Below are 20,658 nucleotides of genomic sequence, written 5' to 3'. Positions count from 1 at the left end.
GGGAGTGACCGCATGATGCGCACGATCGTGGAACGCTTCGTCGAACAGAGCCCGATGACGATCATGACGCGGCTCGTGCTGCAGTGCGCGCTGCATGACGACTGGATCGACACGGCGGCCGACGCGGACGAAGCGCTCGACGACGAGTCGATTCGCGAGACGCTGTTCGCGCTCGCGGTCGACGCGATCGCGGCACTGGCCGCGCAGACGCAGACGCAGATGCAGATGCCTCAGGTACAGCAGCCAGCGGCGGGAAATGCGTCGTCCGCATCCGCCGCCGCCGTGGCCGCGCTGCACGACGACATGAGCCGATGGCGGGCCGGCTGGGGGCGTGCGCTCGTCCGGGACAGCGCCGATCTGCTGCTGCCTGTCGCGGCGGCGCGGGCCGACGAACGGGCGGGCGGGTCCGGCGGCATGCGGCTGCGCGTGCTGGACGGCGCCGGTTGCGCGCCCGCCGCAGCCGGTTGCGGCTGCGGCCGCGCGTGCGACGATCCGGTGCGCGACGCAGCGATCGGCGTGACGGGCGCACGCGTGCTGCCGGTCTACGATCCGGATCTCGCGATGATCGTCGACCTGCTGCCGGTCGAGCGCGGCCGTGCGCACGAACGTGCGTTCGTCGGCGCACTGCTGGAAACGGTGCGGCCCGGCGAGCTGTGGATCGTCGACGGCCGTTTCGATACCGATGCGATCGTGTCGGGCTGGCCGCGCCGCGGCGGCGCGTTCGTGCTGCGCGATGACGGCGCCGCGGTTGCGTGCCGGCCGCCCGGCGGCTGGCGCGATGCCGGTCCGCTGGACGGCGGCGACGTGCGCGAGCAGGCGGTCGGCACGGCGGGCGACGGCGATACGGCCGGTACGCTCAGGCGGATCGAATGGCGCCGCCACGCGCCCGATGACGGCGCGACGGTCGCGGTGCTGACCAACCTGCCGGCCGAACAGTTCGACGCGTGCCAGGTGATGCAGATGGCGCGCCGCCGCTGGCGCGACGCGTTGCCGTTGCCGCTCGATGCCGTATTCGACGGCATGCCGTTCGGCGGCGTGCCCGCGCGCGCGTCGCTGCTCGCGAGCGGGATCGCGGCACTCGCATACAACGCGTTCAGCGTGATGGCGCGTGTCGTCGCCGGCTCACTCGGCCTCGACGAACGCGACGCGGAACGCGTGCCGGCGCATATCGCCGACGGCGTCGCGGCCACCTACGCAGGGATGATGATCGCGCTGCCGCCCGACTGGTGGCGGCGCTACGACCAGTTGCCGGCGGCGACGCTCGGCCAGATCGTGCGGATGCTGGCCGTGCACGTCGATCCGCGCAGCGAGCGGCGCAGGCGCCGCGACAACCGGTTGTCCGCGAAATCGCAGGCGCTGCTGCGCGCGGCGACGCTCGAAAGCCTGCTGCACGACGACGGCGGCGATCCGGCCGCGAACGTGTTCAGCCTGCGCACGATCGCAATGGCGACGCGCGATTTCAGCAGCAATCCGTCGAAGGCGCTGCGGCACGCGGGCGAAGCACTCGTGATGGTGACCAAGTACAACCGGCCGATCGCGCTGCTCGTGTCGATCGACGACTGGAACCGGCTGCTCGGCGAGGTGCGCGAGACGAGCCTCACGCGGCTGTCGTTCGACGGCGCGGCGACGCAGGGCATGCGTGCGGTTGCGTTGAGCGAATCGTCGCTGAACTAGCCGGCGGCGCGGCGCGCGGGCGTCGCGCTCAGCTCGTCAGGCGGTGAACCCAGATCACCGAGGTCCACGTGAAATTGCCGCTGCCGTAGCGCGCGATCAGCGTGTCGACGCGCGCGTTGATGCGCGGCGAATGCACGCGGCAATGGACGATGAAGTAGGTGCTGTTGACGCCGACGACCGAACCGTCCGGCAGCGTCGGATTGCCGCCGCGCGCGGGCAGCAGGTACTCGGCGACGTCGCCGGTGCTGACGAAATACGCGGTGCCGCGCCGGTCGACGAGCCGTTTGGCCTGGCTGGGCGACAGCGTCGGGATCGCGGCGACGAGCACGGGCTCGGCCGCGGTATTGGCGTTGACGGTGGTGAGATCCGGCAGGACCGTCGCGTATGGCGCGAGCGTCTCGATCGCATGCGTATCGTAGCCGGGCACGCGCGCGAGATCGTCGATGGAAACGAGCTGCAGCGGCCAGCCGCCGGGGCCGTTCGTGTCGCGCAGCGAGCGCAGCATGTAGTCGGCCGTCTGCTGCGCGAGCCCGGGATCGAGCGACAGCTGGCCGAGCAGCCGCCGGTAGGCGAGCACGCCTTCGCCGTTGGCCTGCCACGGCTTGCCGGGCGCGATGCGCATCACGAGGTTCGTCAGGTTGAAGCGCGCCTGCGCATCCTCGACATGACCCGAAACCCACGCGCGCGACAGTTCCGCGTTGACCGCCGCGGCATCGGGCGGCAGCAGGTCGGCGAGCTGCACGTCGGCGGCCGGCGACGACCACGGCTGGCCGACGAACGTGACGTTCGACGTCGCGCTCTGCGCGCGCAGCGTGGCGCGCGCCCATTCGACCGCCGCGCGTTCGACCCACATCGTCTGCGTGGCCAGCCGCTGGTTCTCGACGTCGCGCGTCGCGACCTGCTGGCGCCACAGCACGCTGGCCGCGAGCGTCGCCGCCAGTGCGACGACGAGCAGCACCGTCACGATCGCGATGCCGCGTTCGCGCGGCCGCCGCGCCTTTCCGGATCTTCCATGTCGATGCATGCGCATGCTCCTGCTATCGCGGCGCGATGGCGCTCAGGGCTCGAACGCCAGCCACGCGTGTGCGATGCTCGCATGCGCAGATGACGTGACGCCGAACATCGCGGTGAGCCCGGCCACCCAGAACGCGAGCGTGGCGGGATGCGTGCCGTCGGCTGTCAGGGCAAGCGGGCCGACCAGCGAAGCGATCGTATGCGAGCGCCACAGCAGCAGGACGAACAGCGCGCAGCCGACCGCCATCGCGACGAAGAACAGGTACAGCGCAACCGTCGTGCGCCGCGTGAACGGGGTGCGGTGATGCCGCTGGTTCGTCGCGACGATCGCGGCGCCGTTGGCGACCGGCACGATTGCCATCGCGAGCATCCAGAACAGCGGCTGGTCGCTCGACGCATTGATCAGCAGCAGCGTGCCGATCGTCCAGATCGGCGGTGCGAGTACCGTGAGCACGCACCACGACGCCAGTTGCCAGGCCAGCCAGGGCGCGCGCCAGCGCAATGGACGCCGCGCCCCGGCGAACAGGTCAGGCTGCCGGCCGGCGGTCGCGGTATGGCCGGACAGCCGAGCGGCGAGCCACCGCGCGAACATCGTGGCGAATGACATGGATCGATCCCGTCGTTGATGTTTTTACCCAATAGCTAGGACGAAGCGGGCCGCCGCAAACCGCAGGATTTCGCATGACCTGGATACGTTGCACGGCGCCGCATCGCAAACCCGGCGTGCGGAAACGGTCTCGCGGGCGTTTCGTGAATATCTTCGGCGGAATGTCACAAAAACTTCCCGGTTGAAACCCGAGGATTGTCGTGCCGCCACAGGGGGCGCGCCTGGCGCGACGCCTTCGGAGCGGCAATTCGTTTGCCGGCGATCGCGCATGCGCGCGACGTGCGGGCGCCTTGACGGCCACGGCGGACGATACGCACACGAAACGGGGGCCACGCACATTCCTGCACAACGTCCCGCGCGATGCGCGCGGATGCTCGTTGCGCGCGCATTGCAGGCCGCCCGCTGGCGGCCTTGTCCCGTTTCCGGCGTCGAGCCGGACGGCCTGCGAAAAAAAAGTTTGCGGCAATGCGCGCCCGGTTCCGTCTAGGTAGGTGAGAGCGGCGACTCGTACGCCGCGCACGACGGCGGTCGCCGATCGACGCAACAGTGCCGATGCGTCGTCGGGCGGCCGGTCGTGACGATGCGCATCGCAAGTTGCGGGTTTTCCGGATTCGCTTCGTCCTTTCCGGTAGATGCGGTCGAACGCACCGGGTACGGGATTCGGGAAAAGCATTGCGCAGATCATGATAAGGATGGCGAATCAATCGTCATCAAAGTGAAACAGGCAACTGATAGCGAAGCGAGCGGCGGGTGCAGGCCGCTTCGCCGCGATCCGGAACAACAAAAGGGGAATGGCGCATGCCGCCGAGAGTAGACCGCAAGTCACGCGAACGATGGCGGCTGAATTGCCGATGCCTGGCCGGTGCGGTGCTGGCCGGCGGGTTGAGCGTCGCGCCGGGCATTCATGCGCAGGAAGCCGCGCCGGCCGTGAAGGCGGCGCCGGCCGCTCCGCAGTCGTTCGACGTGAACGCCTTCGTGGTGCGCGGCAACACGATGTTGCCGACGCTCGAGATCGAGAAGGCCGTGTATCCGTTCGAAGGGCCGGGCCGCACGCTCGCCGACGTGAACGCGGCGCGCGATGCGCTGCAGAAGGCGTACCAGGACCGTGGCTACCAGTCGGTCGTCGTCGAGTTGCCGCAGCAGCAGGTCAAGAACGGCGTGATCCTGCTGAAGGTGACCGAGGCAAAGGTCGGGCGCCTGCGCGTGGACGGCGCGAAGTACAACTCGCCGCAGAACATTCGCGACGCGGTGCCCGCGCTCGCTGAAGGCCAGGTGCCCGATTTCAACCAGGCGCAGCAGCAGCTCACCGACCTGAACCGCTCGGCGGACCGCCAGGTGATCCCGGTGCTGAAACCGGGCGCGCTGCCGCAGACGGTCGACGTCGACCTGAAGGTCGATGATCGCAGCCCGCTGCACGGCTCGCTCGAACTGAACAACGACAACAGCCCGGGCACGTCGACGCTGCGCACGACCGCGAGCCTCAGCTATTCGAATCTCTGGCAGCTCGGCCACGTGATTTCCGGCACCTATGTGATCGCGCCGCAGCATCCGAACGATGCGCGTGTCTACGCGTTCTCGTATCTCGCGCCGATCAAGGATTCGCGCTGGAGCTTCCTCGCGACGGTCGTGCATTCGGACAGCAACGTGGCGTCGGTCGGCAACACCAACGTGCTCGGCAAGGGCACCACGTACGGCTTCACCGCGATCTATTCACTGCCGGCGTCGGAGACCTACGCGCATTCGGTCAGCATCGAGATCGACCGCAAGCATTACGACGAAGACGTGTCGCTGCCGGGCCAGGGCGGTTCGAAGGCGCCGCTCACGTACGTGCCGGTGACGTTGTCGTACAACGGCCAGCTGAGCCTGAAGAACTCGCAGACGTCGTTCTCCGCGTCGCTGACGACCAACATCCGCGGCCTCGGCAGCGACTGGGGCGCCTGGGACAACAAGCGCTACAACGCGACGCCCGATTTCGTGTACGGCAAGTTCGACGTGAACCACACGCAGCGCTTCGCGAACGACATGCAGGCCAATGCGCACGTGAACGCACAGATCTCGAACTCGCCGCTCGTGTCGAGCGAGCAGTTCGCCGCGGGCGGGATGAACAGCGTGCGCGGCTACATGCAGGCCGAGAACACGGCCGACAGCGGCGTGATCGCGTCGGTCGAGCTGCGCAGCCCGTCGGTCGCGAAGTGGCTCGGCGGCGCGGTCGGCAGCCGCCTGAACGAGTGGCGCTTCCACGCATTTTTCGACGCGGCGCACCTGTGGCTGCTGAGCCCGCTGCCGGAGCAGACGGCGCGTTTCAACCTGATGAGCGTCGGCGTCGGCACGCGGCTGCAGCTCATGAAGTACGCGAGCGCGGATTTCGAGGCGGGCTGGCCGTTGAAGGCGGGCGTCTATACGCGGCAGTACAGCCCGCGGTTCGATTTCTACGTAAGGCTGGGGTTCTGACGGTTTTTTTTGATCGTGGCGGGGCGATGCGACGAGCGCGGCGCCCGCCCATTCGGGGAGTGGATCGTGAAGCGAGTCTTGTTTTTCCTGTTGGCGGTGATGCTCGGCGTATTGCCCGGCATCGCGAACGCATGGTGGCAGAACGACTGGTCGTACCGGAAGGCGATCACGATCGACGCGAGCGCGAAAGGCGCGAACCTCGCGGAATCGGCCGGCCGCGTGCCGCTGCTGATCCGCCTGCATGCCGGCAACTTCCAGTTCGACGGGCTGGCCGACAACGGCGCGGATATCCGCTTCGTCGCCGCCGACGACAAGACGCCGCTGAATTTCCATGTCGAGCAATACGATCCGGTGCTCGGCGTCGCCCTCATCTGGGTCGACGTGCCGAAGATGCCGGCCGGTGCCGCCGAGTCGATCTGGATGTACTACGGCAACAAGAAGGCGCCGGACGGCGGCAAGCCGGCCGAGACGTTCGATGCGGACTACACGCTCGTCTACCACTTCAACGGCGCGGCGGGCGCTCCGCCGAAGGATGCGACTGCGTACGGCAACAACGCGCCGAACGCGTCGTTCCGCACGGTCGAGGACGGCATCGTCGGCAAGGGCGCGCGGTTCGACGGCACGGGGTCGCTGACGCTGCCGGCGAGCGCGTCGTTGAATGTGCCGGCCGGTGGCAGCTTCACGTTCAGCGTGTGGGTGAAGCCGTCGGCGCTGGCGGCGAACACGCTGCTGTACAGCCACCGCGACGGCGCGAACGCGCTGCTGATCGGTCTCGACAACGGTGTGCCGTTCGCGGAAGCCGACGGCGCGGCCAACAATCCGGCGCCGGTGCGCACGCCGGCCGTCCCGCCGGTCGCGGCGAACCAGTGGACCCATCTCGCCGTCACGGCCGACGGCAAGAACCTGACCGTCTACGTGAACGGCAAGCAGGCCGCGCAGGTCGCGGCGACGCTGCCGGCGCTGAACGGCGCGGCGACGGTCGGTGCGGACGCCGCCGGCGCACCGGCCGGGTTTGCCGCGTATGCGGGTGCGCTCGACGAACTGCGTCTGTCGAAGATCGCGCGTTCGCCGGCGGCGATCGCCGTCGACGCGCTCGCGCAGGGCTCGGAATCGAAGCTCGTCGCGTACGGCGCCGATGAAAAGCAGTCGGGCTTCGGGTTCGGCTACTTCGGCGTGATCGTGCAGTCGGTGACCGTCGATGCGTGGGTCGTGATCGCGATCCTGCTCGGCATGGCGCTCGTGTCGTGGGTCGTGATGTGGACGAAGGCGCGCTACGTCGGCACGGTGGACAAGGCGAACCTGTATTTCGTGCAGCGCTTCCGCGAAGTGGCCGGGCGTCACCTGGTCGGTCTCGCGCATGTCGACGAAGCGAGCGTCGACGGCCGCCGGCTGTACCAGTCGTCGCTGTACCGGCTGTACCAGGCCGGCGTGCATGAGATCCACAGCCGCGTGGACGGCAACGGCCGCACGGTGATCACGTCCGAATCGATCGAGGCGATCCGCGCGTCGATGGACGCGACGCTCGTGCGCGAGAACCAGAAGCTGTCGAAATCGATGGTGCTGCTGACGATCGCGATCTCGGGCGGCCCGTTCCTCGGCCTGCTCGGCACGGTGGTCGGCGTGATGATCACGTTCGCTGCGATCGCGGCGGCCGGCGACGTGAACGTGAACGCGATCGCACCGGGTATCGCGGCCGCGCTGCTCGCGACGGTGACGGGCCTGTTCGTCGCGATTCCGGCGCTGTTCGGCTACAACTACCTGCTGATCCGCAACAAGAACGTGACCGCGAACATGCAGGTGTTCGTCGACGAATTCGTCACGCGCCTCGCCGAAGCCCACCGCGCGCCCGATCACGCGGTGCTGGCCGACTGACCGCACGCAGGAGACCACCATGCAGGTTCAGGACGACGACAAGCCGTACGACGACATCAACATCACGCCGATGCTCGACCTCGCGTACGTGCTGCTGATCATCTTCATCATCATGACGACCGCGTCGGTGCAGGGCATCAAGGTCGACCTGCCGAAGGCGAGCTCGTCCGCGAGTCTCGCGAAGCCGAAGACGAAGGCGATCACGGTCGCCGATTCGGGGCAGGTGTTCCTCGACGCGTATCCGGTGACGATGGACGAACTCGAAAGCCGGCTGCGCACCGAGAAGGCGACCAATCCGGAATTCCCGATCGTGCTGAAGGGCGACGCGGCCGTGCAGTACCAGAAGGTCATGGACGTGCTCGACCTGTTGCGCCGCCTCGACCTGTCGCAGGTCGGGCTCGTGACCGGCAAGGCGAAGCAGGGCGGCTAGCGCGATGGAAATGACCTACAACGGCGGCCCGCCGCAGAAAGGCCCCGGCCGCTTCGTGAAGCCGGTTGCGATCGCGCTCGTGCTCGCGGGGCTGGCCGTGCTGATCTGGCGTTTCGCGGGCGATACCGCGGGCGTGAAGCGCGTGAGCGCGCCGCAGGTGACGACGGTGATCCCGTTGCCGCCGCCCCCTCCGCCGCCGAAGCAGAAGCCGCCGCCCGAGAAGGTGAAGGAAGAGGTCAAGACGCCGGTCGACCGGCCGACGATCGCGCCGAAGCCGTCCGAGGCGCCGAAGCCGTCGGACAACCAGCCGAAGCAGATGACGATGAATGCCGATGCGCAGGCCGGCAGCGACAACTTCGGCATCGGCGCGGGCGACGGCTCGGGGATGGTCGGCAGTGGTGGGGGCGGCGGGACGTTTGGCAGTGACGGTTACTCGCAGTATCTCAGCAGCGTCTTTCAACACGCGGTTCAGCAGGACAAGCACGTGCAGGAGGCAGGCGGCAATCGGTACACGGTCCGCCTGAATCTGTGGCTGGACCCAGCCGGGCACATCACGAAGGTCGAGATTACGCAATCGACCGGCGATCCGAGGCTGGATGCGGCGATCGTCGCGTCGATCGAGTCGATCGGCAAGATCGACGAACCACCGCCTCCCGGCGTGCGTTATCCGAAGTGGGTGACTTTGACCGGACGGAGCTAGACGGGGGCGGTACGGGAATCACGGGGCGGGTCCGGCGAGAGGGCTGTGCCAGGAAAAATACAGTAGATACGCGGAGAGCTGGAATGATTCGGAAGAAGAGAAATTGCGGCGAGCATGACGGCAATGAAGGAGTGCAGATGAGGCGCTCGCGTGTCAGTGCCGCCGTGGTCATGCTCGGGTTGACCTGCGCATCCGTCGCGCACGGGCAGTCGCTCGAGACGCAGGCGGCATCGGGGAAGGTCGCGCCGACGGAAAGCGTGGTGATCAACCTGATCAACCTGCTCGTCAAGCGCGGCGTGCTCACGCAGCAGAATGCGAACCAGCTGATCAGCGAGGCGCGTACCGAAGCCACGCAGGCCAGGGCGGCCCGCGCGTCGGGCGCACCGGTCGTGGCGGGCGGCGTGGTCAACCCGCCGACGCAGCCGGGCGACGTCGCGGTGCCGTATGTGCCGCAGCTCGTGCGCGACCAGATCCGCGACCAGGTGAAGCAGGAAGTGATCGCGCAGGCGAAGTCCGAGAACTGGGCGCAGCCGAACACGTTCCCCGACTGGGTGTCGCGCATCAAGCTCGACGGCGACCTGCGCGTGCGCGACGAGTATCACTTCTACGGCAGCCGCAACGCGAACAACGTCACGAACTTCGCGGCGATCAACCAGGGCGGCGGGTTCGACATCAACCCGAACACCAACACGACGCAGCTGCCGACGCAGAACACCACGCAGAACCGCAACAACCTGCTGCGCTACCGTGCGCGGCTCGGCGTGACCGCGACGCTGTCCGACGACATGACGGCCGGCCTCCAGCTCGCGAGCGGCAACGACAACGGGCCCGTATCGACGACGTCGACTGCCGGCGGCGGCTGGGGGAAGAAGAACATCTGGCTGAACAAGGCGTTCTTCGCGTACAAGCCGACCTCGTGGCTGAACCTGACGGCCGGCCGTTTCGACAATCCGTTCTTCAAGTCGGATCTCGTGTTCTCCGACGACCTGATGATGGACGGGCTGGCCGCGAACCTGCGCCATGCGCTGCCGTGGAATCCGGACGTCACGCTGTTCGGCACGCTCGGCGTGTTCCCGATCCAGTACACGAGCGAGAACTTCCCGTCGAACAGCACCGACAAGGCCGGCAGCGACACGAAATGGATGTTCGGCGCGCAGTTCGGCGCGGACTGGAAGATCGACGCGAAGAACCGGCTGCGCGGTGCGGTCGCGTACTACGACTTCCAGAACATGCGCGGCACGCTGTCGTCGCCGTGCGCGCTGTATCTCGGCGCGACGAACTGCAGCACCGACAACCAGGCGCCGGCGTTCATGCAGGGCGGCAACACGCTGATCGCGCTGCGCAACATCGTGCAGAACCCGAACCTCGCGCCGGGGATGACGCCGCAGCCGCAACTCTTCGGGCTCGCGTACAACTACCGGCTGCTCGACCTGAAGGCGCAGTGGGACACGGTGGTGGCCGACCGCTTCAAGCTGCGCCTGGACGGCGAATACGTGCGCAACCTCGCGTACAACGACAACAAGGCGTTTGCGGCGGCGTCGCTGCCGGTCAACAACTACGAATCGACGACGGTGAACGCGACACGTGCCGACTATCGCAGCGGCCCGAACGGCTTCCTCGCGAAGGCGACGGTCGGCGAGCCGGAGCCGCGCGAGAAGGGCCAGTGGAATTTCTCGATCGCGTACAAGTACCTGCAGCCGGACGCCGTGCTCGACGCGTTCAACGATCCCGACTTCCATCTCGGCGGCACCAACGCGCGCGGCTACGTGATCGGCGCCGCGTATGCGGTCGCGCGCGATACATGGGTGTCGGCCCGCTACCTGAGCTCGAAGGAAGTGTACGGGCCGCCGGTATCGGTCGACGTGCTGCAGATCGAGCTCAACGCTCGCTTCTGACCGGAGCCGCGAATGAACACGATCACTCGCACGATGCTGGCGGCCGGCGTGGCCGGCGCGCTGCTGTTCGCGGCCGGCGGCGCGCACGCGCAGGGCATCGAGGACAAGCTGCGCAGCCAGTTGCGCACCACCGTGCAGGAGCTGCGCCAGTTGCAGGACAACCAGGCGCAGTTGCAAAGCGACAAGGCGGCGGCCGAGAAGCAGCGCGACGACGCGCTCGCGCAACTGAAGGCGATGCAGGGGCAACTGGCGGCGGCGCGCGGCGATTCGGGCGCCGAGGCGGCCGCGAAGCGTGCGCTCGCGCAGGAGCGGGCCGGCCGGGAGCAGGACGCGAAGTCGCTGGCGAAATACAAGTCGTCCTATGAGGACCTGCTCGCCGTATCGCGCGCCCGCGATACGCAGCACACGCAACTGCAGAAGGACGCCGCTGCGCGCGACACGCAACTGAAAACCTGCCAGGCCCACAATGCCGAGCTGTATCGCGTGGGGCACGAGATTCTCGATGCGTACGAGCACGTCGGGATCGGCACGTTCTTCTCGTCGCGGCAGCCGTTCGCGCAGTCGGCGCGCGTGAAGTACGACGATCTCGCGCAACGCTACGGCGATGCGCTGTATGCGGGCAAGTACGATCCGGCCGCGCGTCCGGCCGCTGCTGCTGCGCCGGCTTCGGCGGCGAGCGCACCGTGAGCGTGCGGCCCGGCATCTCGCTTGATTTCATCGATTCGCCGATTACGAGGAAGACAGACATGCAAGACACACAACCGAACGCCGGCGACGAACGCGCGGCACACGATGCGCCGATCGAAGCGATCAGCGCCGACCGTCTGGCCGACGTGCTGCGCCGCGCGGGTTACCGCGTGACGGCGGCCGAACAGAACGGCGCGGTGCAGCTCATGAGCGCGAGCCAGGGCATCGGTTTCGCGGTGCGCTTCGGCAACCCGGCCGCGGCGCTCGCGCCGCAGGGCAGCGACGCGGCGCCCGCCGCGCTGCCGTACATCGACTACACGTTGTCGTGCGTGCTGCAGGTGCAGGGCGAATTGCCGATCGAACTCGTTGCGGACTGGAACCGCACCAAGCGCTTCGCACGTCTCGCGAGCCACGGGCCGTTTCTCGCGCTGGAGATGGACGTGGTCGTCGCGGGCGGCGTGTCCGAGCGCTACCTGCGCTCGACGATCGAGCTGTGGGATCGCCTGATCCAGGAATTCCTGCTGCACTTGCGCAACCGTCCGGCGATGGCGGAGCAGGAGGCGGCCGCACGTACGGCGGCGGGCAGTCAGGATCGCGAATCGGCCGCCGTCGCAACGGCCGGACTCGAGGCCGCCGCGCAATCGTGATCGCCGCCGGCCGGATCGCCGCCGCTCTGTGCGCGTGGCTGCCGGGTCGCAAGCGATCCGGCGCGATGCCCGCCGGCGATGCGCCCGCAGTGTGGGGCGCGTATGCGCAACGCGTCGCGCCGTGGCTGCACGCGGTACTCGATGGCGACGACGCACCCGCACGCGATCTGCGTGCCGGCGTCGAGCGCTGGGCCGACGCGCAGGCCGGGACCGGCGGCGACGGGGCCGTGCTGCCGGTGCGCGCGTGGTTCGACCGGCGCGGGCGCGTGACGCGCGTCGATAGCGGGGCGGGCGGGCAGCCGGCGCTCGATGCCGCGCTGCATGCGGCGCTCGTCGGCCGGACGGTCGGCATTGCGCCGCCGCGCGGGATGGCGCAACCGCTGGTGCTGCGCGTGACGCTGACAGGTTCGCGCTGACGCGGCATCCGCGTATCCAGAACAATCCAGAGGGCAATCGAACGATGATGACGAAGATGAAGATGCGGGCGATGGTGGCAGGCAGTCTCGTGCTGGGTGCGCCGCTGGTTGCGCACGCACAGGACGACGTGATCGCGAATGCCGCACAGGCGTCGGTGACGCAGGCCGACATCGCGGGGCTGTTGAAGTCGGTGAGCCCCGAAGGGCGCGAGCGCCTTGCGGCCGATCCCGCGGCGCTGGACCAGGTCGTGCGTTCGACGCTCGCGCAGAAAGCCGTGCTGGCCGAGGCGAAATCGAAGGGCTGGGACAAACAGGCGCAGGTGCAGGCGGCCGTCGAGCAGGCGCAGCGCGATATCGTCGTGCGCAGCTATCTGGCGTCGGTGAATGCGCCGCCGGCCGACTACCCGTCGGACGCGGAGCTCCAGTCCGCCTACGACACGAACCGCGCCGCGTTCACCGCGCCGCGCGCGCTGCACGTCGCGCAGATCTATATCGCGGTACCGCCGAACGCGGATGGCGCGACGCTCGAGAAGGCGCGCAAGCAGGCGGCCGATCTCGCGAACCGCGCGCGCAGCGGCGACTTCGCGGCGCTGGCGAAGGCGAATTCGCAGGACAAGGCGAGCGCCGCCAATGGCGGCGACCTCGGGTTCGTGCCCGACCAGCTGATGGTGCCGGCGGTCCGCCAGGCGGCCGATGCGCTGAAGCCGGGCCAGGTGTCCGCGCCGGTCCGCACGCCGGCCGGCTTTCACGTGGTGAAGCTGATCGACAGTCGCGCGGCCGCGCCGCGCCCGCTGGCCGACGTGAAGGAGCAACTGCGCGCGATGCTGCGCGCGCAGCGCACGCAGCAGAATGCGCAAACCTATCTCGCGAAGCTCGCCGCGAACGCGCCGATCAACGAAGACGCGCTGAAGAAAGCGCTCGCGTCGGCCCGGTAGGCACGCTCATGGCAACTGTCCGTTCGACGCCGCGCATCGCGGCGCCCGACGCGCGCACGCCCGGGCGGCGGCGCCCGGCCGCGGCCGCCGATCGTCCGCGCATGCCGAAGGCGAACCCGTGGCCGGGCCGGCCCGGCGAGTGGCCGACGCATTGTCCGCTGTGTTTCGGTGCGCTGGAGCCGCTGCCCGGTGCGGGCGGGTATGCGCGGCACCGGAGCGCGCGATGTTCCGCGCAGTGCGTGCTCACGACGCGCCAGTACCAGCCGGAGGAGCTGACGATTCGCGGCTCGCGCGACGTGCAGGTCGCGGCCCGTCATCGCGAGCGTTTCATCGCGCAGTGGTCGCGCCATTACGCGCTGATGCGCCGCGTGTGGCCCGCGCTGACGATCGGGCGCTTCATCGCGGTGATCTCGTGCGCGGATGTCGCGGATCTCTGGTCGTACCGGATGTTGCGCGACGACGATCTCGCGGCCTTGCTGCTCGTGCTGGCCGGTTTCCTGCGCGTGCCGGATACGTCGGGCGCCGCTGCGTCGGGCGCTGCAGCGCCCGGTGCCGATACATCGGGCTCCGAGGCGCGCCCGCCCGCGGTGCGCTGGGTGCGTTTCTGGTTCGACGCGAGCGTGCGCGACGCCGGCGAGCTGTGGACGGCCGGCAACGACGCGCCGCCGCTGTTCCGCGTCGACTACCGGGAACCGCTCGTCACGCCGTATCCAACCGGCGCGCAGGTGCACGCGTGGCAGCCGGTCGACGGGATGCGCGAGGCGTGGGCACGGCATGCCGATGCGGATGAGCCGGCCGTCAGCTCTGCCGACCGCGCGGCGTTCGCGCGCTTCCTGGCTCGCGCGCCGGTGTCGGGTGCGGGCGGTTGACGGCATGCCCGCGATGGAGTCGTCACGGATGGAGGGGCGGATGAAGATGCAACGGAGCGGAATCGCGGCGATCGTCTGCGTGCTGCTGGCGGCCGGCGCGCATGCGCAGGGCAGCCGCGCGGGCCCGGGTGGGTCCGCACCGGCCGGTCCGGGTTCGGCGGCGAAGCCGGTGTGCGTCGATGCGGAAGTCGACGGCCGGCGCGCGCTGTCGTACGACTGCCTGAGCGAGCAACTGAAGCCGAAAGCCGACGCGCAGGCGGGCGCCTCGCAAACGGATTCGGAGCGGCTGTCGAAACAGCCGTCGAACCGTCTCGGCACGTTCAACCTGTCGACCGAGAGGAACCGCTTCGGCTCGAACTGGGGCCGGTCGGTGACGCCGCAACGGCCCGATGCGCCGGTTGCGGTGCCGCCGAGGTAACGGAGGCGGCCGCCAGTGCGGCAAAGGCATCGATGAGCCGGCGGCGTGCCGGCGCGAACCAACGAGGAGCGGCACCATGACAGCGGGCGGGCACACGGGGCGGGCAGCGGTGCTGCGGGCGATCGCGGGGGCGCTCGCGATCGCGTACGCAGGCGCAAGCGCCTGCGCGGCGGCACAGTCCGTCGAACGGTCCGCGCAGGCGGTGGCCGTTCCGCCGACCGTCGCGCTGCCGAACTTCGCCGCGCTGGTCCGGCGTGTCGGGCCGGCCGTCGTCAACATCAGCGTCACGCGCGAGGTCACGCAGATGGGTATCCAGCTGCCGCCGGGCATCGCGCCCGACCATCCGCTCGCACCGTTTCTCGCGCGGCGCGTGATCGGCAACCGGGAGGAAGTGAGTCTCGGCTCGGGTTTCATCGTCAGTGCGGACGGCGTGATCCTGACCAATCGTCACGTGGTCGGCGACGCTGTGAGCATCGACGTGAAGCTGACCGACAAGCGCCAGTTCAAGGGACGCGTGATCGGCAGCGATCCGGTGTCCGATGTCGCGGTGATCCGCATCGACGCGCACAACCTGCCGGTCGTCGCGACCGGCGATCCGGCGCGCACCGAAGTCGGCGACTGGGTGATGGCGATCGGGTCGCCGTACGGGTTCGCGAACACCGTCACGCAGGGCATCGTCAGTGCGAAGTCGCGCTCGTTGCCCGGCGAGCAGGCGATTCCGTTCATCCAGACCGACGTGCCGATCAACCCCGGCAATTCGGGCGGCCCGCTGTTCGATCTCGGCGGCCGCGTGATTGCGATCAACTCGATGATCTTCTCGAAGACGGGCGGCTATCAGGGGCTCGCGTTCGCGATTCCGATCGATATCGCGCTCGACGTGAAGGACCAGTTGCTGCGTACCGGCAAGGTCACGCGCGGCCGGCTCGGCGTGGCCGTGCAGGAAGTGAGCCAGGCGCTCGCGCGTTCGTTCGGCCTCGCGAGCCCGGATGGCGCGCTGATCACGATGGTCGAGCCGGACGGCCCGGCCGCGCACGCGGGCCTGCAGGCAGGTGACGTCGTGCTCGCGGTCGACGGCAGGCCGGTCGCCGAATCGGCGGATCTGCTCGGCACGGTGGCGGGCATGCGGGCGGGGCGGCAGGCCGACCTGCTCGTGTGGCGCGCGGGCCGGGCGATGCATGTGATCGCGACGGTCGCCGCGGTCGACAGCGGCACGGCGCCGGCCGGTGCCGAGCAGGGCCCGGCGCGGTTCGGACTCGCGCTGCGTGCGGCGACGGAGCCGGAGCGCCTGCGGCTCGGCGTCGGTCAGGCACTCGTCGTCGAGCAGGCGAGCGGCCAGGCCGCTCGCGCGGGTTTGCAGCCCGGCGATATCGTGCTGTCGGTCAACGGCACGCCGGTCGCGAGCATCGGTGCGCTGATGGCCGGAATCGACGCCGCGCACGGCAACGTCGCGCTGCTGGTTCAGCGGGGCGGCACGCGGCTGTATTTGCCGATCGAGATCGGACGGGCGGACCCAACGTCGAAACGGGAGGCGGGATGAAGCAAATGCAAAGGCGTGGCGCATCCGGATGGCTGCGCGCGATCGTGGCTGCCGCCGTACTGGCGTTGGGCGTTGCGCCGGCGTTCGCGCAGACGGCCGACGTGCCGCCAACGTGGCTCCGCTACGGCCAGCTCGCCGGGCAGCAGTTCCAGGCGTGGCTCGAAGCGGACGGCGAGGCGGCCGACCGGCTCCACCGTTATCTCGAGACACGCGTGCTGAACGCGCGCGCCGATGCGCCGCCGCCCGCGATCGTCGTGCGTGCGTGGATCGGCGCGAACGGCGTCGTCACGCGCGTCGAGTTCGCGTCGCTCGGCGATTCCGATGCGGACGCGGCACTGCGGCAGCTCCTGACCGCCGGCCCGCTCGCCGAGCCGCCGCCGCGCGACATGCTGCAACCGTTGCGCGTGCGCCTGCGGCTCGCGCCGAATCCCGATGCGGACGCCGCCGCGCCGGCGTCGGCGTCCGCGGCGCGCGCGATGACGTTCTGAGCCGGATCGCCGTCGGCCGATATCGTAATAAGATATGAGGTTATCGCATTGGCGGGACGATGACGTTCTGCTTCCCCTAAAAGGAGCTTCCATGCAACTGACCCAGCTAGGCGGGCATGTCGCCCAATCCGGTACCGCCGAACGGCAAAAACACGCGCAGGCGCTGATGTTCGGGATGGCGAACATCGACGAGTACGTGTCCCGCGGCGTCTGCTACGACGCCGCGGCCTACGTCCGGTATCTGCTGCGCGCCGACGCGATGATCGCGCCCGGTGCGCTGCTCGATACGATCGGTCAGCTGTGGAGGACGCGGTTCAACTTCGAGACCGGCGATCAGTGGGACGGGCGCGCGAGCATTCCGGCGGGCACCGCGGTCGGCTTCGCGCGCGGCACGAATGTCTTTCACGCGGCGATCGCCGTCGGCGGCACTCGGATCCGCGGGATAAACGGCGGCCTGCTGGGCGCGGGATGGCTGCATACGGTCGACCTGGCTCGGGTGCTGCAGCCGGATCCGGCCGGCGGCTTCACGTACGACCGCACGAACATTCGCGTCTATCTGTCGCGCCTGTAGCCGCTCCGGCGTCGGGTTCCACGCCGGGCATCGTTGCCCGGCCGTGTGCCGCGCCGCGCCGCCGCCGGCCTGACGTTCGGCGATTTCCGCATGGCGTCGCGCTCCAACGCTGCTATCCTCTCGACCTTGAATGACGCCTCATGGAGGCGTGGATGCCCATGCTGCATCGCGGCGACGCGCACCGGTGCGAGCCCGGGCGCGCGCTGAGGTAGCATGACTGAATATCCACGATGATCCATGACCCGTTTCGTGACTGATTTCCTTCCGTCCATGTCCACATGGTCAAGACAACGATGAGCGACGCACCCGATCCGGCGACGCCCGGCGACGACGAGTCGTCCGGCGGCGCTTCGTCCTATCTGGTGCCGGGGCTCGAACGCGGGCTGCGGATCCTCGCCGAATTCTCCGCGCGCGAGCCCGTCCTCGGCGCGCCCGAACTGTCGAAGCGCATCGGCATTCCGCGCACGACCACGTTCCGCCTGCTGCAGACGCTCGAGGCGCTCGGTTTCCTCGAGCGCGTGAACGGCGACCGCTATTTCCGGCTCGGCGTCGGCGTGCTGCGGCTCGGCTTCGAATACCTGAACTCGCTCGAACTGACCGATCTCGGTACGCCCGTGCTCGAACGGTTGCGCGATTCGACCGGCCTGTCGACGCATCTGCTGATTCGCGACCAGCGCGATGTCGTGTTCGTCGCGAAGGCACAGAGCAATGCGTCGATGTTCGGTTCGGTGAAGGTGCACGTCGGCACGCGCTTGCCCGCGCATGCGACGGTGCATGGCCACGTGCTGATGGGCGACCTCACGCGCGACGCGCTGCGCCAGCTCTATCCGGAGAAAAAGCTCGAACAGTTCACCGAGCGCACGCCGGGCAGCGTCGACGAGCTGTACGAACGCGTGCGGCATTACGCGCGGCTCGGCTACGCGGTCAGCGAGGCGGCGTTCGAGAGCGGCATTTCGGCCGTGACCGCACCCGTGCGCGATCATTCAGGCTCGATCGTCGCGGCGATCACCGCGACGGTGCCGCGCTCGGAGATCGGCGAGGCCCGCGAGAAGGAGCGGCTCGTCGAGGCCGTGTGCGGGGCGGCGGTCGATCTGTCGCAGCGACTGAACTACCGTCCGCTCGAAAGCGACCCGACGTTCGCGCATGCGCGCCACAAGGTCGCGATGTTCTGACGCCGGCGCGTCGGACGGGCCGCGGCACGCGGCATCGCAAACGAAAAAGAGCGGCCCGCGGGCCGCTCTTTTCATGTCGGGCACCGAATGCCCTGCATCGCTCAGAACGAGTGGTGGATCCCGGTCAGCACGATCACCTGGTTCGCGGTGCTCGACACGCCGGCCGTGAAGAACGCGGCCTGGGCGCCGCCCGAGCCGTGTTCGTAGAGCACGTTCGCATACAGCTGCGTGCGCTTCGACAACGCGTAGATGTCGCCGAGCTCGACCTGCGTCCAGCGGCGGCCGGCCAGCGTCGTGGTCGCCGCGCCGCCCGCGATCGTATTGAACGCGCTGCTGCGGTAGTTCACGCCCGCGTCGTAGCTCTGGAACGTATCCGAATAGCCGTTCGACTGCATCTTCGTGCGCGTGTAGAGGCCATGCACGAGGAAGTCGCCGAACTGGTAGGACGCGCCCGCGCCGATGTTCTCGACCTTGTTCGCGAGGTAGCCGTTCGCGGTGTTCTGCCCCTGGAACGACGTAATGCCCGTCTGGCTGATCAGGATCGAGCGGTCGTGCTCGTTCGAGTACACGGCCGACGCCTTGAACGGCCCGTTCGCATAGTTCAGCGCGACACCGACCGACTTGCCGGTCGAGAAGTTGGTCGTGTTGCCGAAGGCCAGCGTGGCCGCGGCCGAGAAGCCCGCGAAGGTCGGCGAACGGTACTTGACCGCGTTGTTGTACGGCACGTTGCCGGTCGCGGCGAGCCCGTCGATGTTGCCGGGGTGGAACGCGTACCAGCTCATCGCGAGGTAGGCCGTGCTGAGCGGATCGAGATAGTCGAACGTCAGTGGCGTCTGGCGGCCGAGCGTCAGCGTGCCGTAGCGCTCCGAGCTGAGGCCGACGTACGCCGCGCGGTTCCAGATCGTGTTCGCGGTCGCGAACTGGCCGTTGTTCGTATAGAAGCCGTTTTCGAGCTGGAAGATCGCCGACAGGCCGCTGCCGAGGTCTTCCTTGCCTTTCAGGCCCCACCGGTCGGGCTGCGTGTTGCCCTGGATCATCGCCCATTTCGCGTGGCCGCCGACGTTGTTCACGTAAGCGACACCCGCATCCAGGCTGCCGTACAGCGTCACGCTGCTCTGCGCCCACGCGCCCGACGCGGCGCCCAATCCGATCACTGCTGCTGCTACCGCATGCTTGACCATTTGATCTCCTGAATCTCCAACCTGATGAAAACGTGCCGTGGCGGCATGCACGCGGACGGTCGTCCGTCGCGCGGTTGTCCGCTATCCGGCGGGCATTTTTATGTTCCATATAAGGAACAGTGTGCCTCTGATGGAATGGAGTATAGAGGCGTCAAGCGCCGGATCAAAAATAAATTTTTCGGGACGGATGGGTGCCGGATCGATGCCCGGCAGTGGTGCGCGGCGCCTCGACAAACCCGGTAAATCCCCGCCATACAAAGAAAAATTACATTTGATAAGGCGGTCGGGCGCGATCCCCGACCCACCGGTCAGTATTTTCCCTAGGACATGCAGCTTTTTGTTTTACTCGTGGAAAGTCACTCCTATAATCACCATCCATAAACTGCTGTTCCTGGTATGGAACAAACCGAGAGTCGATCAGAAGGAAGGGTGTGAGATGTCTGAACAATGGATTTGCGCCGGTCATGCCGGCGCGCTGTCGGAAGACACGCCGATCGAGTTCAAGCGGACCGACGGCGTGGAAATCGGGATCTACCGCGTCGGCGACGACGTGTATGCGCTCGAAAACGTGTGCCCGCATGCGTACGCGCTGCTGACGCAGGGGTTCGTCGATGAAGGCACCGTCGAATGCCCGCTGCACGAGGCCGTGTTCGACATCAAGACGGGCGAATGCCTGAAGGGTCCGGGCGGACGCGCGCTGAAGCAGTACGCGGTGCGCCTCGCCGGCGAGGAAATCCAGATCAAGGTGGAATGACATGAAAGAAGCGACCGTCAACTTCAATCCCTTCCTGAAGCCGTGGGTGGCGCCGCAGCCGAACAACGTCGCGGGCAAGGGGCAGATCGAGATCCCCGGCCAGGTCGAGAACCAGGTCTGGCAGAACCGCAAGGCCGCGCCGACCCAGTACGAGAACGACCTCGGCGATGCGCTCGAACGCGTGTTCGAAGCCGGCGCAACCGAGCTGGACGACGTCGTCGCGGGCCTGAATCGCATCGGCTTCCGCGCGCCGGACGGCACGGCGTGGAGCGCCGAACGTTTCCGCGCCGAAATGGCCGCGCTCGCGGAATGAGCGCGCCGCGCGCGTGACCGCCGACCC

21 protein-coding genes are annotated in these 20,658 nt (G+C 68.4%); 18 read left to right on the top strand and 3 right to left on the bottom strand.

Features of this window, described 5'->3' with window-relative positions:
* Positions 1 to 12: 12 nt before the first annotated feature.
* A complete protein-coding gene (locus OHZ10_RS28935; protein WP_342705113.1) occupies positions 13 to 1,674 on the top strand; it encodes a type II toxin-antitoxin system Phd/YefM family antitoxin in 1,662 nt (553 codons plus the stop codon).
* A gap of 28 nt (positions 1,675 to 1,702) precedes the next feature.
* Here the strand turns inward: OHZ10_RS28935 and gspK are convergent, their stop codons facing one another.
* Both gspK and OHZ10_RS28925 read right to left on the bottom strand, forming a co-directional pair.
* Complete coding sequence (gene gspK / locus OHZ10_RS28930; protein ID WP_342705112.1) at positions 1,703 to 2,698, bottom strand: type II secretion system minor pseudopilin GspK; 996 nt, start codon at positions 2,696 to 2,698, stop codon at positions 1,703 to 1,705.
* A gap of 33 nt (positions 2,699 to 2,731) precedes the next feature.
* Positions 2,732 to 3,295, bottom strand: a complete 564-nt coding sequence (locus tag OHZ10_RS28925) for a hypothetical protein (RefSeq protein ID WP_340624803.1) — start codon at positions 3,293 to 3,295, stop codon at positions 2,732 to 2,734.
* Positions 3,296 to 4,093: 798 nt separating this feature from the next.
* Here OHZ10_RS28925 and OHZ10_RS28920 point away from each other — a divergent pair.
* The 15 genes from OHZ10_RS28920 (at position 4,094) to OHZ10_RS28850 (ending at position 18,383) form a co-directional block, all read left to right on the top strand.
* Positions 4,094 to 5,746 (top strand): ShlB/FhaC/HecB family hemolysin secretion/activation protein, encoded by a 1,653-nt coding sequence (locus OHZ10_RS28920; RefSeq protein ID WP_226196354.1) that lies wholly within the window; start codon positions 4,094 to 4,096, stop codon positions 5,744 to 5,746.
* A 66-nt stretch (positions 5,747 to 5,812) separates the two neighbouring features.
* Positions 5,813 to 7,618, top strand: coding sequence for a DUF2341 domain-containing protein (locus OHZ10_RS28915; protein ID WP_059240963.1), 1,806 nt, complete (start codon positions 5,813 to 5,815; stop codon positions 7,616 to 7,618).
* Positions 7,619 to 7,637: 19 nt separating this feature from the next.
* Positions 7,638 to 8,048: an ExbD/TolR family protein gene (locus OHZ10_RS28910; protein WP_027780971.1), complete on the top strand. Its 411-nt coding sequence runs from the start codon at positions 7,638 to 7,640 to the stop codon at positions 8,046 to 8,048.
* A gap of 4 nt (positions 8,049 to 8,052) precedes the next feature.
* Positions 8,053 to 8,748: a TonB family protein gene (locus OHZ10_RS28905; protein WP_342705111.1), complete on the top strand. Its 696-nt coding sequence runs from the start codon at positions 8,053 to 8,055 to the stop codon at positions 8,746 to 8,748.
* Positions 8,749 to 8,885: 137 nt separating this feature from the next.
* On the top strand, positions 8,886 to 10,643 hold the full coding sequence (locus OHZ10_RS28900; protein ID WP_342705110.1) for a putative porin: 1,758 nt from the start codon (positions 8,886 to 8,888) through the stop codon (positions 10,641 to 10,643).
* Between the two features lie 12 nt (positions 10,644 to 10,655).
* Positions 10,656 to 11,330, top strand: a complete 675-nt coding sequence (locus OHZ10_RS28895; protein ID WP_342705109.1) for a hypothetical protein — start codon at positions 10,656 to 10,658, stop codon at positions 11,328 to 11,330.
* A 59-nt stretch (positions 11,331 to 11,389) separates the two neighbouring features.
* A complete protein-coding gene (locus OHZ10_RS28890) occupies positions 11,390 to 11,977 on the top strand; it encodes a YbjN domain-containing protein (protein WP_256086187.1) in 588 nt (195 codons plus the stop codon).
* The gene (locus OHZ10_RS28885) at positions 11,974 to 12,393 is read left to right on the top strand and encodes a hypothetical protein (RefSeq protein ID WP_342705108.1); all 420 of its coding nucleotides are present in this window, start codon (positions 11,974 to 11,976) and stop codon (positions 12,391 to 12,393) included. Before OHZ10_RS28890 ends, OHZ10_RS28885 begins: the two co-directional genes overlap by 4 nt.
* Before the next feature lie 44 nt (positions 12,394 to 12,437).
* Complete coding sequence (locus tag OHZ10_RS28880; protein ID WP_174991288.1) at positions 12,438 to 13,328, top strand: peptidylprolyl isomerase; 891 nt, start codon at positions 12,438 to 12,440, stop codon at positions 13,326 to 13,328.
* An 8-nt stretch (positions 13,329 to 13,336) separates the two neighbouring features.
* Entirely contained in the window at positions 13,337 to 14,197 is an 861-nt protein-coding gene (locus tag OHZ10_RS28875) for a hypothetical protein (RefSeq protein ID WP_342705107.1), read from the top strand.
* 40 nt (positions 14,198 to 14,237) lie between these two features.
* Positions 14,238 to 14,615, top strand: coding sequence for a hypothetical protein (locus OHZ10_RS28870; protein WP_059240086.1), 378 nt, complete (start codon positions 14,238 to 14,240; stop codon positions 14,613 to 14,615).
* A gap of 76 nt (positions 14,616 to 14,691) precedes the next feature.
* A complete protein-coding gene (locus tag OHZ10_RS28865) occupies positions 14,692 to 16,152 on the top strand; it encodes a Do family serine endopeptidase (protein ID WP_256086189.1) in 1,461 nt (486 codons plus the stop codon).
* Positions 16,149 to 16,640 carry a YbaB/EbfC family DNA-binding protein gene (locus OHZ10_RS28860; RefSeq protein WP_342705106.1) on the top strand — a complete coding sequence of 164 codons (492 nt, stop codon included), beginning with the start codon at positions 16,149 to 16,151 and terminating at the stop codon, positions 16,638 to 16,640. The genes OHZ10_RS28865 and OHZ10_RS28860 overlap by 4 nt, the downstream gene beginning before the upstream one ends.
* A gap of 91 nt (positions 16,641 to 16,731) precedes the next feature.
* A complete protein-coding gene (gene tecA, locus OHZ10_RS28855) occupies positions 16,732 to 17,211 on the top strand; it encodes a type 6 secretion system effector deamidase TecA (RefSeq protein WP_059240090.1) in 480 nt (159 codons plus the stop codon).
* Between the two features lie 278 nt (positions 17,212 to 17,489).
* Complete coding sequence (locus tag OHZ10_RS28850; protein WP_059240092.1) at positions 17,490 to 18,383, top strand: IclR family transcriptional regulator; 894 nt, start codon at positions 17,490 to 17,492, stop codon at positions 18,381 to 18,383.
* Between the two features lie 101 nt (positions 18,384 to 18,484).
* Here OHZ10_RS28850 and OHZ10_RS28845 read toward each other — a convergent pair whose 3' ends face one another.
* A complete protein-coding gene (locus OHZ10_RS28845; protein ID WP_059240094.1) occupies positions 18,485 to 19,564 on the bottom strand; it encodes a porin in 1,080 nt (359 codons plus the stop codon).
* A 436-nt stretch (positions 19,565 to 20,000) separates the two neighbouring features.
* Between OHZ10_RS28845 and OHZ10_RS28840 the strand changes: the two genes are divergently transcribed.
* Both OHZ10_RS28840 and OHZ10_RS28835 read left to right on the top strand, forming a co-directional pair.
* Positions 20,001 to 20,318 (top strand): non-heme iron oxygenase ferredoxin subunit, encoded by a 318-nt coding sequence (locus tag OHZ10_RS28840; protein WP_006489883.1) that lies wholly within the window; start codon positions 20,001 to 20,003, stop codon positions 20,316 to 20,318.
* A gap of 1 nt (position 20,319) precedes the next feature.
* On the top strand, positions 20,320 to 20,631 hold the full coding sequence (locus tag OHZ10_RS28835; RefSeq protein ID WP_059240097.1) for a recombinase-like helix-turn-helix domain-containing protein: 312 nt from the start codon (positions 20,320 to 20,322) through the stop codon (positions 20,629 to 20,631).
* The last annotated feature ends 27 nt before the right edge of the window (positions 20,632 to 20,658 follow it).

The sequence above is a fragment of the Burkholderia arboris genome, from assembly GCF_038723655.1.
GTDB classification, from domain to species: Bacteria; Pseudomonadota; Gammaproteobacteria; order Burkholderiales; family Burkholderiaceae; genus Burkholderia; species Burkholderia arboris.
This window is presented reverse-complemented; position numbering and strand designations above follow the sequence as displayed.

Bases quoted from the DNA above. Each gene is read 5' to 3' on its own strand.
- OHZ10_RS28870 (WP_059240086.1), top strand. From the start codon at position 14,238: ATGAAGATGCAACGGAGCGGAATCGCGGCGATCGTCTGCGTGCTGCTG.
- tecA (WP_059240090.1), top strand. From the start codon at position 16,732: ATGCAACTGACCCAGCTAGGCGGGCATGTCGCCCAATCCGGTACCGCC.
- OHZ10_RS28935 (WP_342705113.1), top strand. From the start codon at position 13: ATGATGCGCACGATCGTGGAACGCTTCGTCGAACAGAGCCCGATGACG.
- OHZ10_RS28905 (WP_342705111.1), top strand. From the start codon at position 8,053: ATGGAAATGACCTACAACGGCGGCCCGCCGCAGAAAGGCCCCGGCCGC.
- OHZ10_RS28875 (WP_342705107.1), top strand. From the start codon at position 13,337: ATGGCAACTGTCCGTTCGACGCCGCGCATCGCGGCGCCCGACGCGCGC.
- OHZ10_RS28845 (WP_059240094.1), bottom strand. From the start codon at position 19,564: ATGGTCAAGCATGCGGTAGCAGCAGCAGTGATCGGATTGGGCGCCGCG.
- OHZ10_RS28895 (WP_342705109.1), top strand. From the start codon at position 10,656: ATGAACACGATCACTCGCACGATGCTGGCGGCCGGCGTGGCCGGCGCG.
- OHZ10_RS28880 (WP_174991288.1), top strand. From the start codon at position 12,438: ATGATGACGAAGATGAAGATGCGGGCGATGGTGGCAGGCAGTCTCGTG.
- OHZ10_RS28900 (WP_342705110.1), top strand. From the start codon at position 8,886: ATGAGGCGCTCGCGTGTCAGTGCCGCCGTGGTCATGCTCGGGTTGACC.
- OHZ10_RS28865 (WP_256086189.1), top strand. From the start codon at position 14,692: ATGACAGCGGGCGGGCACACGGGGCGGGCAGCGGTGCTGCGGGCGATC.
- gspK (WP_342705112.1), bottom strand. From the start codon at position 2,698: ATGCATCGACATGGAAGATCCGGAAAGGCGCGGCGGCCGCGCGAACGC.
- OHZ10_RS28850 (WP_059240092.1), top strand. From the start codon at position 17,490: ATGGTCAAGACAACGATGAGCGACGCACCCGATCCGGCGACGCCCGGC.
- OHZ10_RS28835 (WP_059240097.1), top strand. From the start codon at position 20,320: ATGAAAGAAGCGACCGTCAACTTCAATCCCTTCCTGAAGCCGTGGGTG.
- OHZ10_RS28910 (WP_027780971.1), top strand. From the start codon at position 7,638: ATGCAGGTTCAGGACGACGACAAGCCGTACGACGACATCAACATCACG.
- OHZ10_RS28860 (WP_342705106.1), top strand. From the start codon at position 16,149: ATGAAGCAAATGCAAAGGCGTGGCGCATCCGGATGGCTGCGCGCGATC.
- OHZ10_RS28890 (WP_256086187.1), top strand. From the start codon at position 11,390: ATGCAAGACACACAACCGAACGCCGGCGACGAACGCGCGGCACACGAT.
- OHZ10_RS28925 (WP_340624803.1), bottom strand. From the start codon at position 3,295: ATGTCATTCGCCACGATGTTCGCGCGGTGGCTCGCCGCTCGGCTGTCC.
- OHZ10_RS28840 (WP_006489883.1), top strand. From the start codon at position 20,001: ATGTCTGAACAATGGATTTGCGCCGGTCATGCCGGCGCGCTGTCGGAA.
- OHZ10_RS28920 (WP_226196354.1), top strand. From the start codon at position 4,094: ATGCCGCCGAGAGTAGACCGCAAGTCACGCGAACGATGGCGGCTGAAT.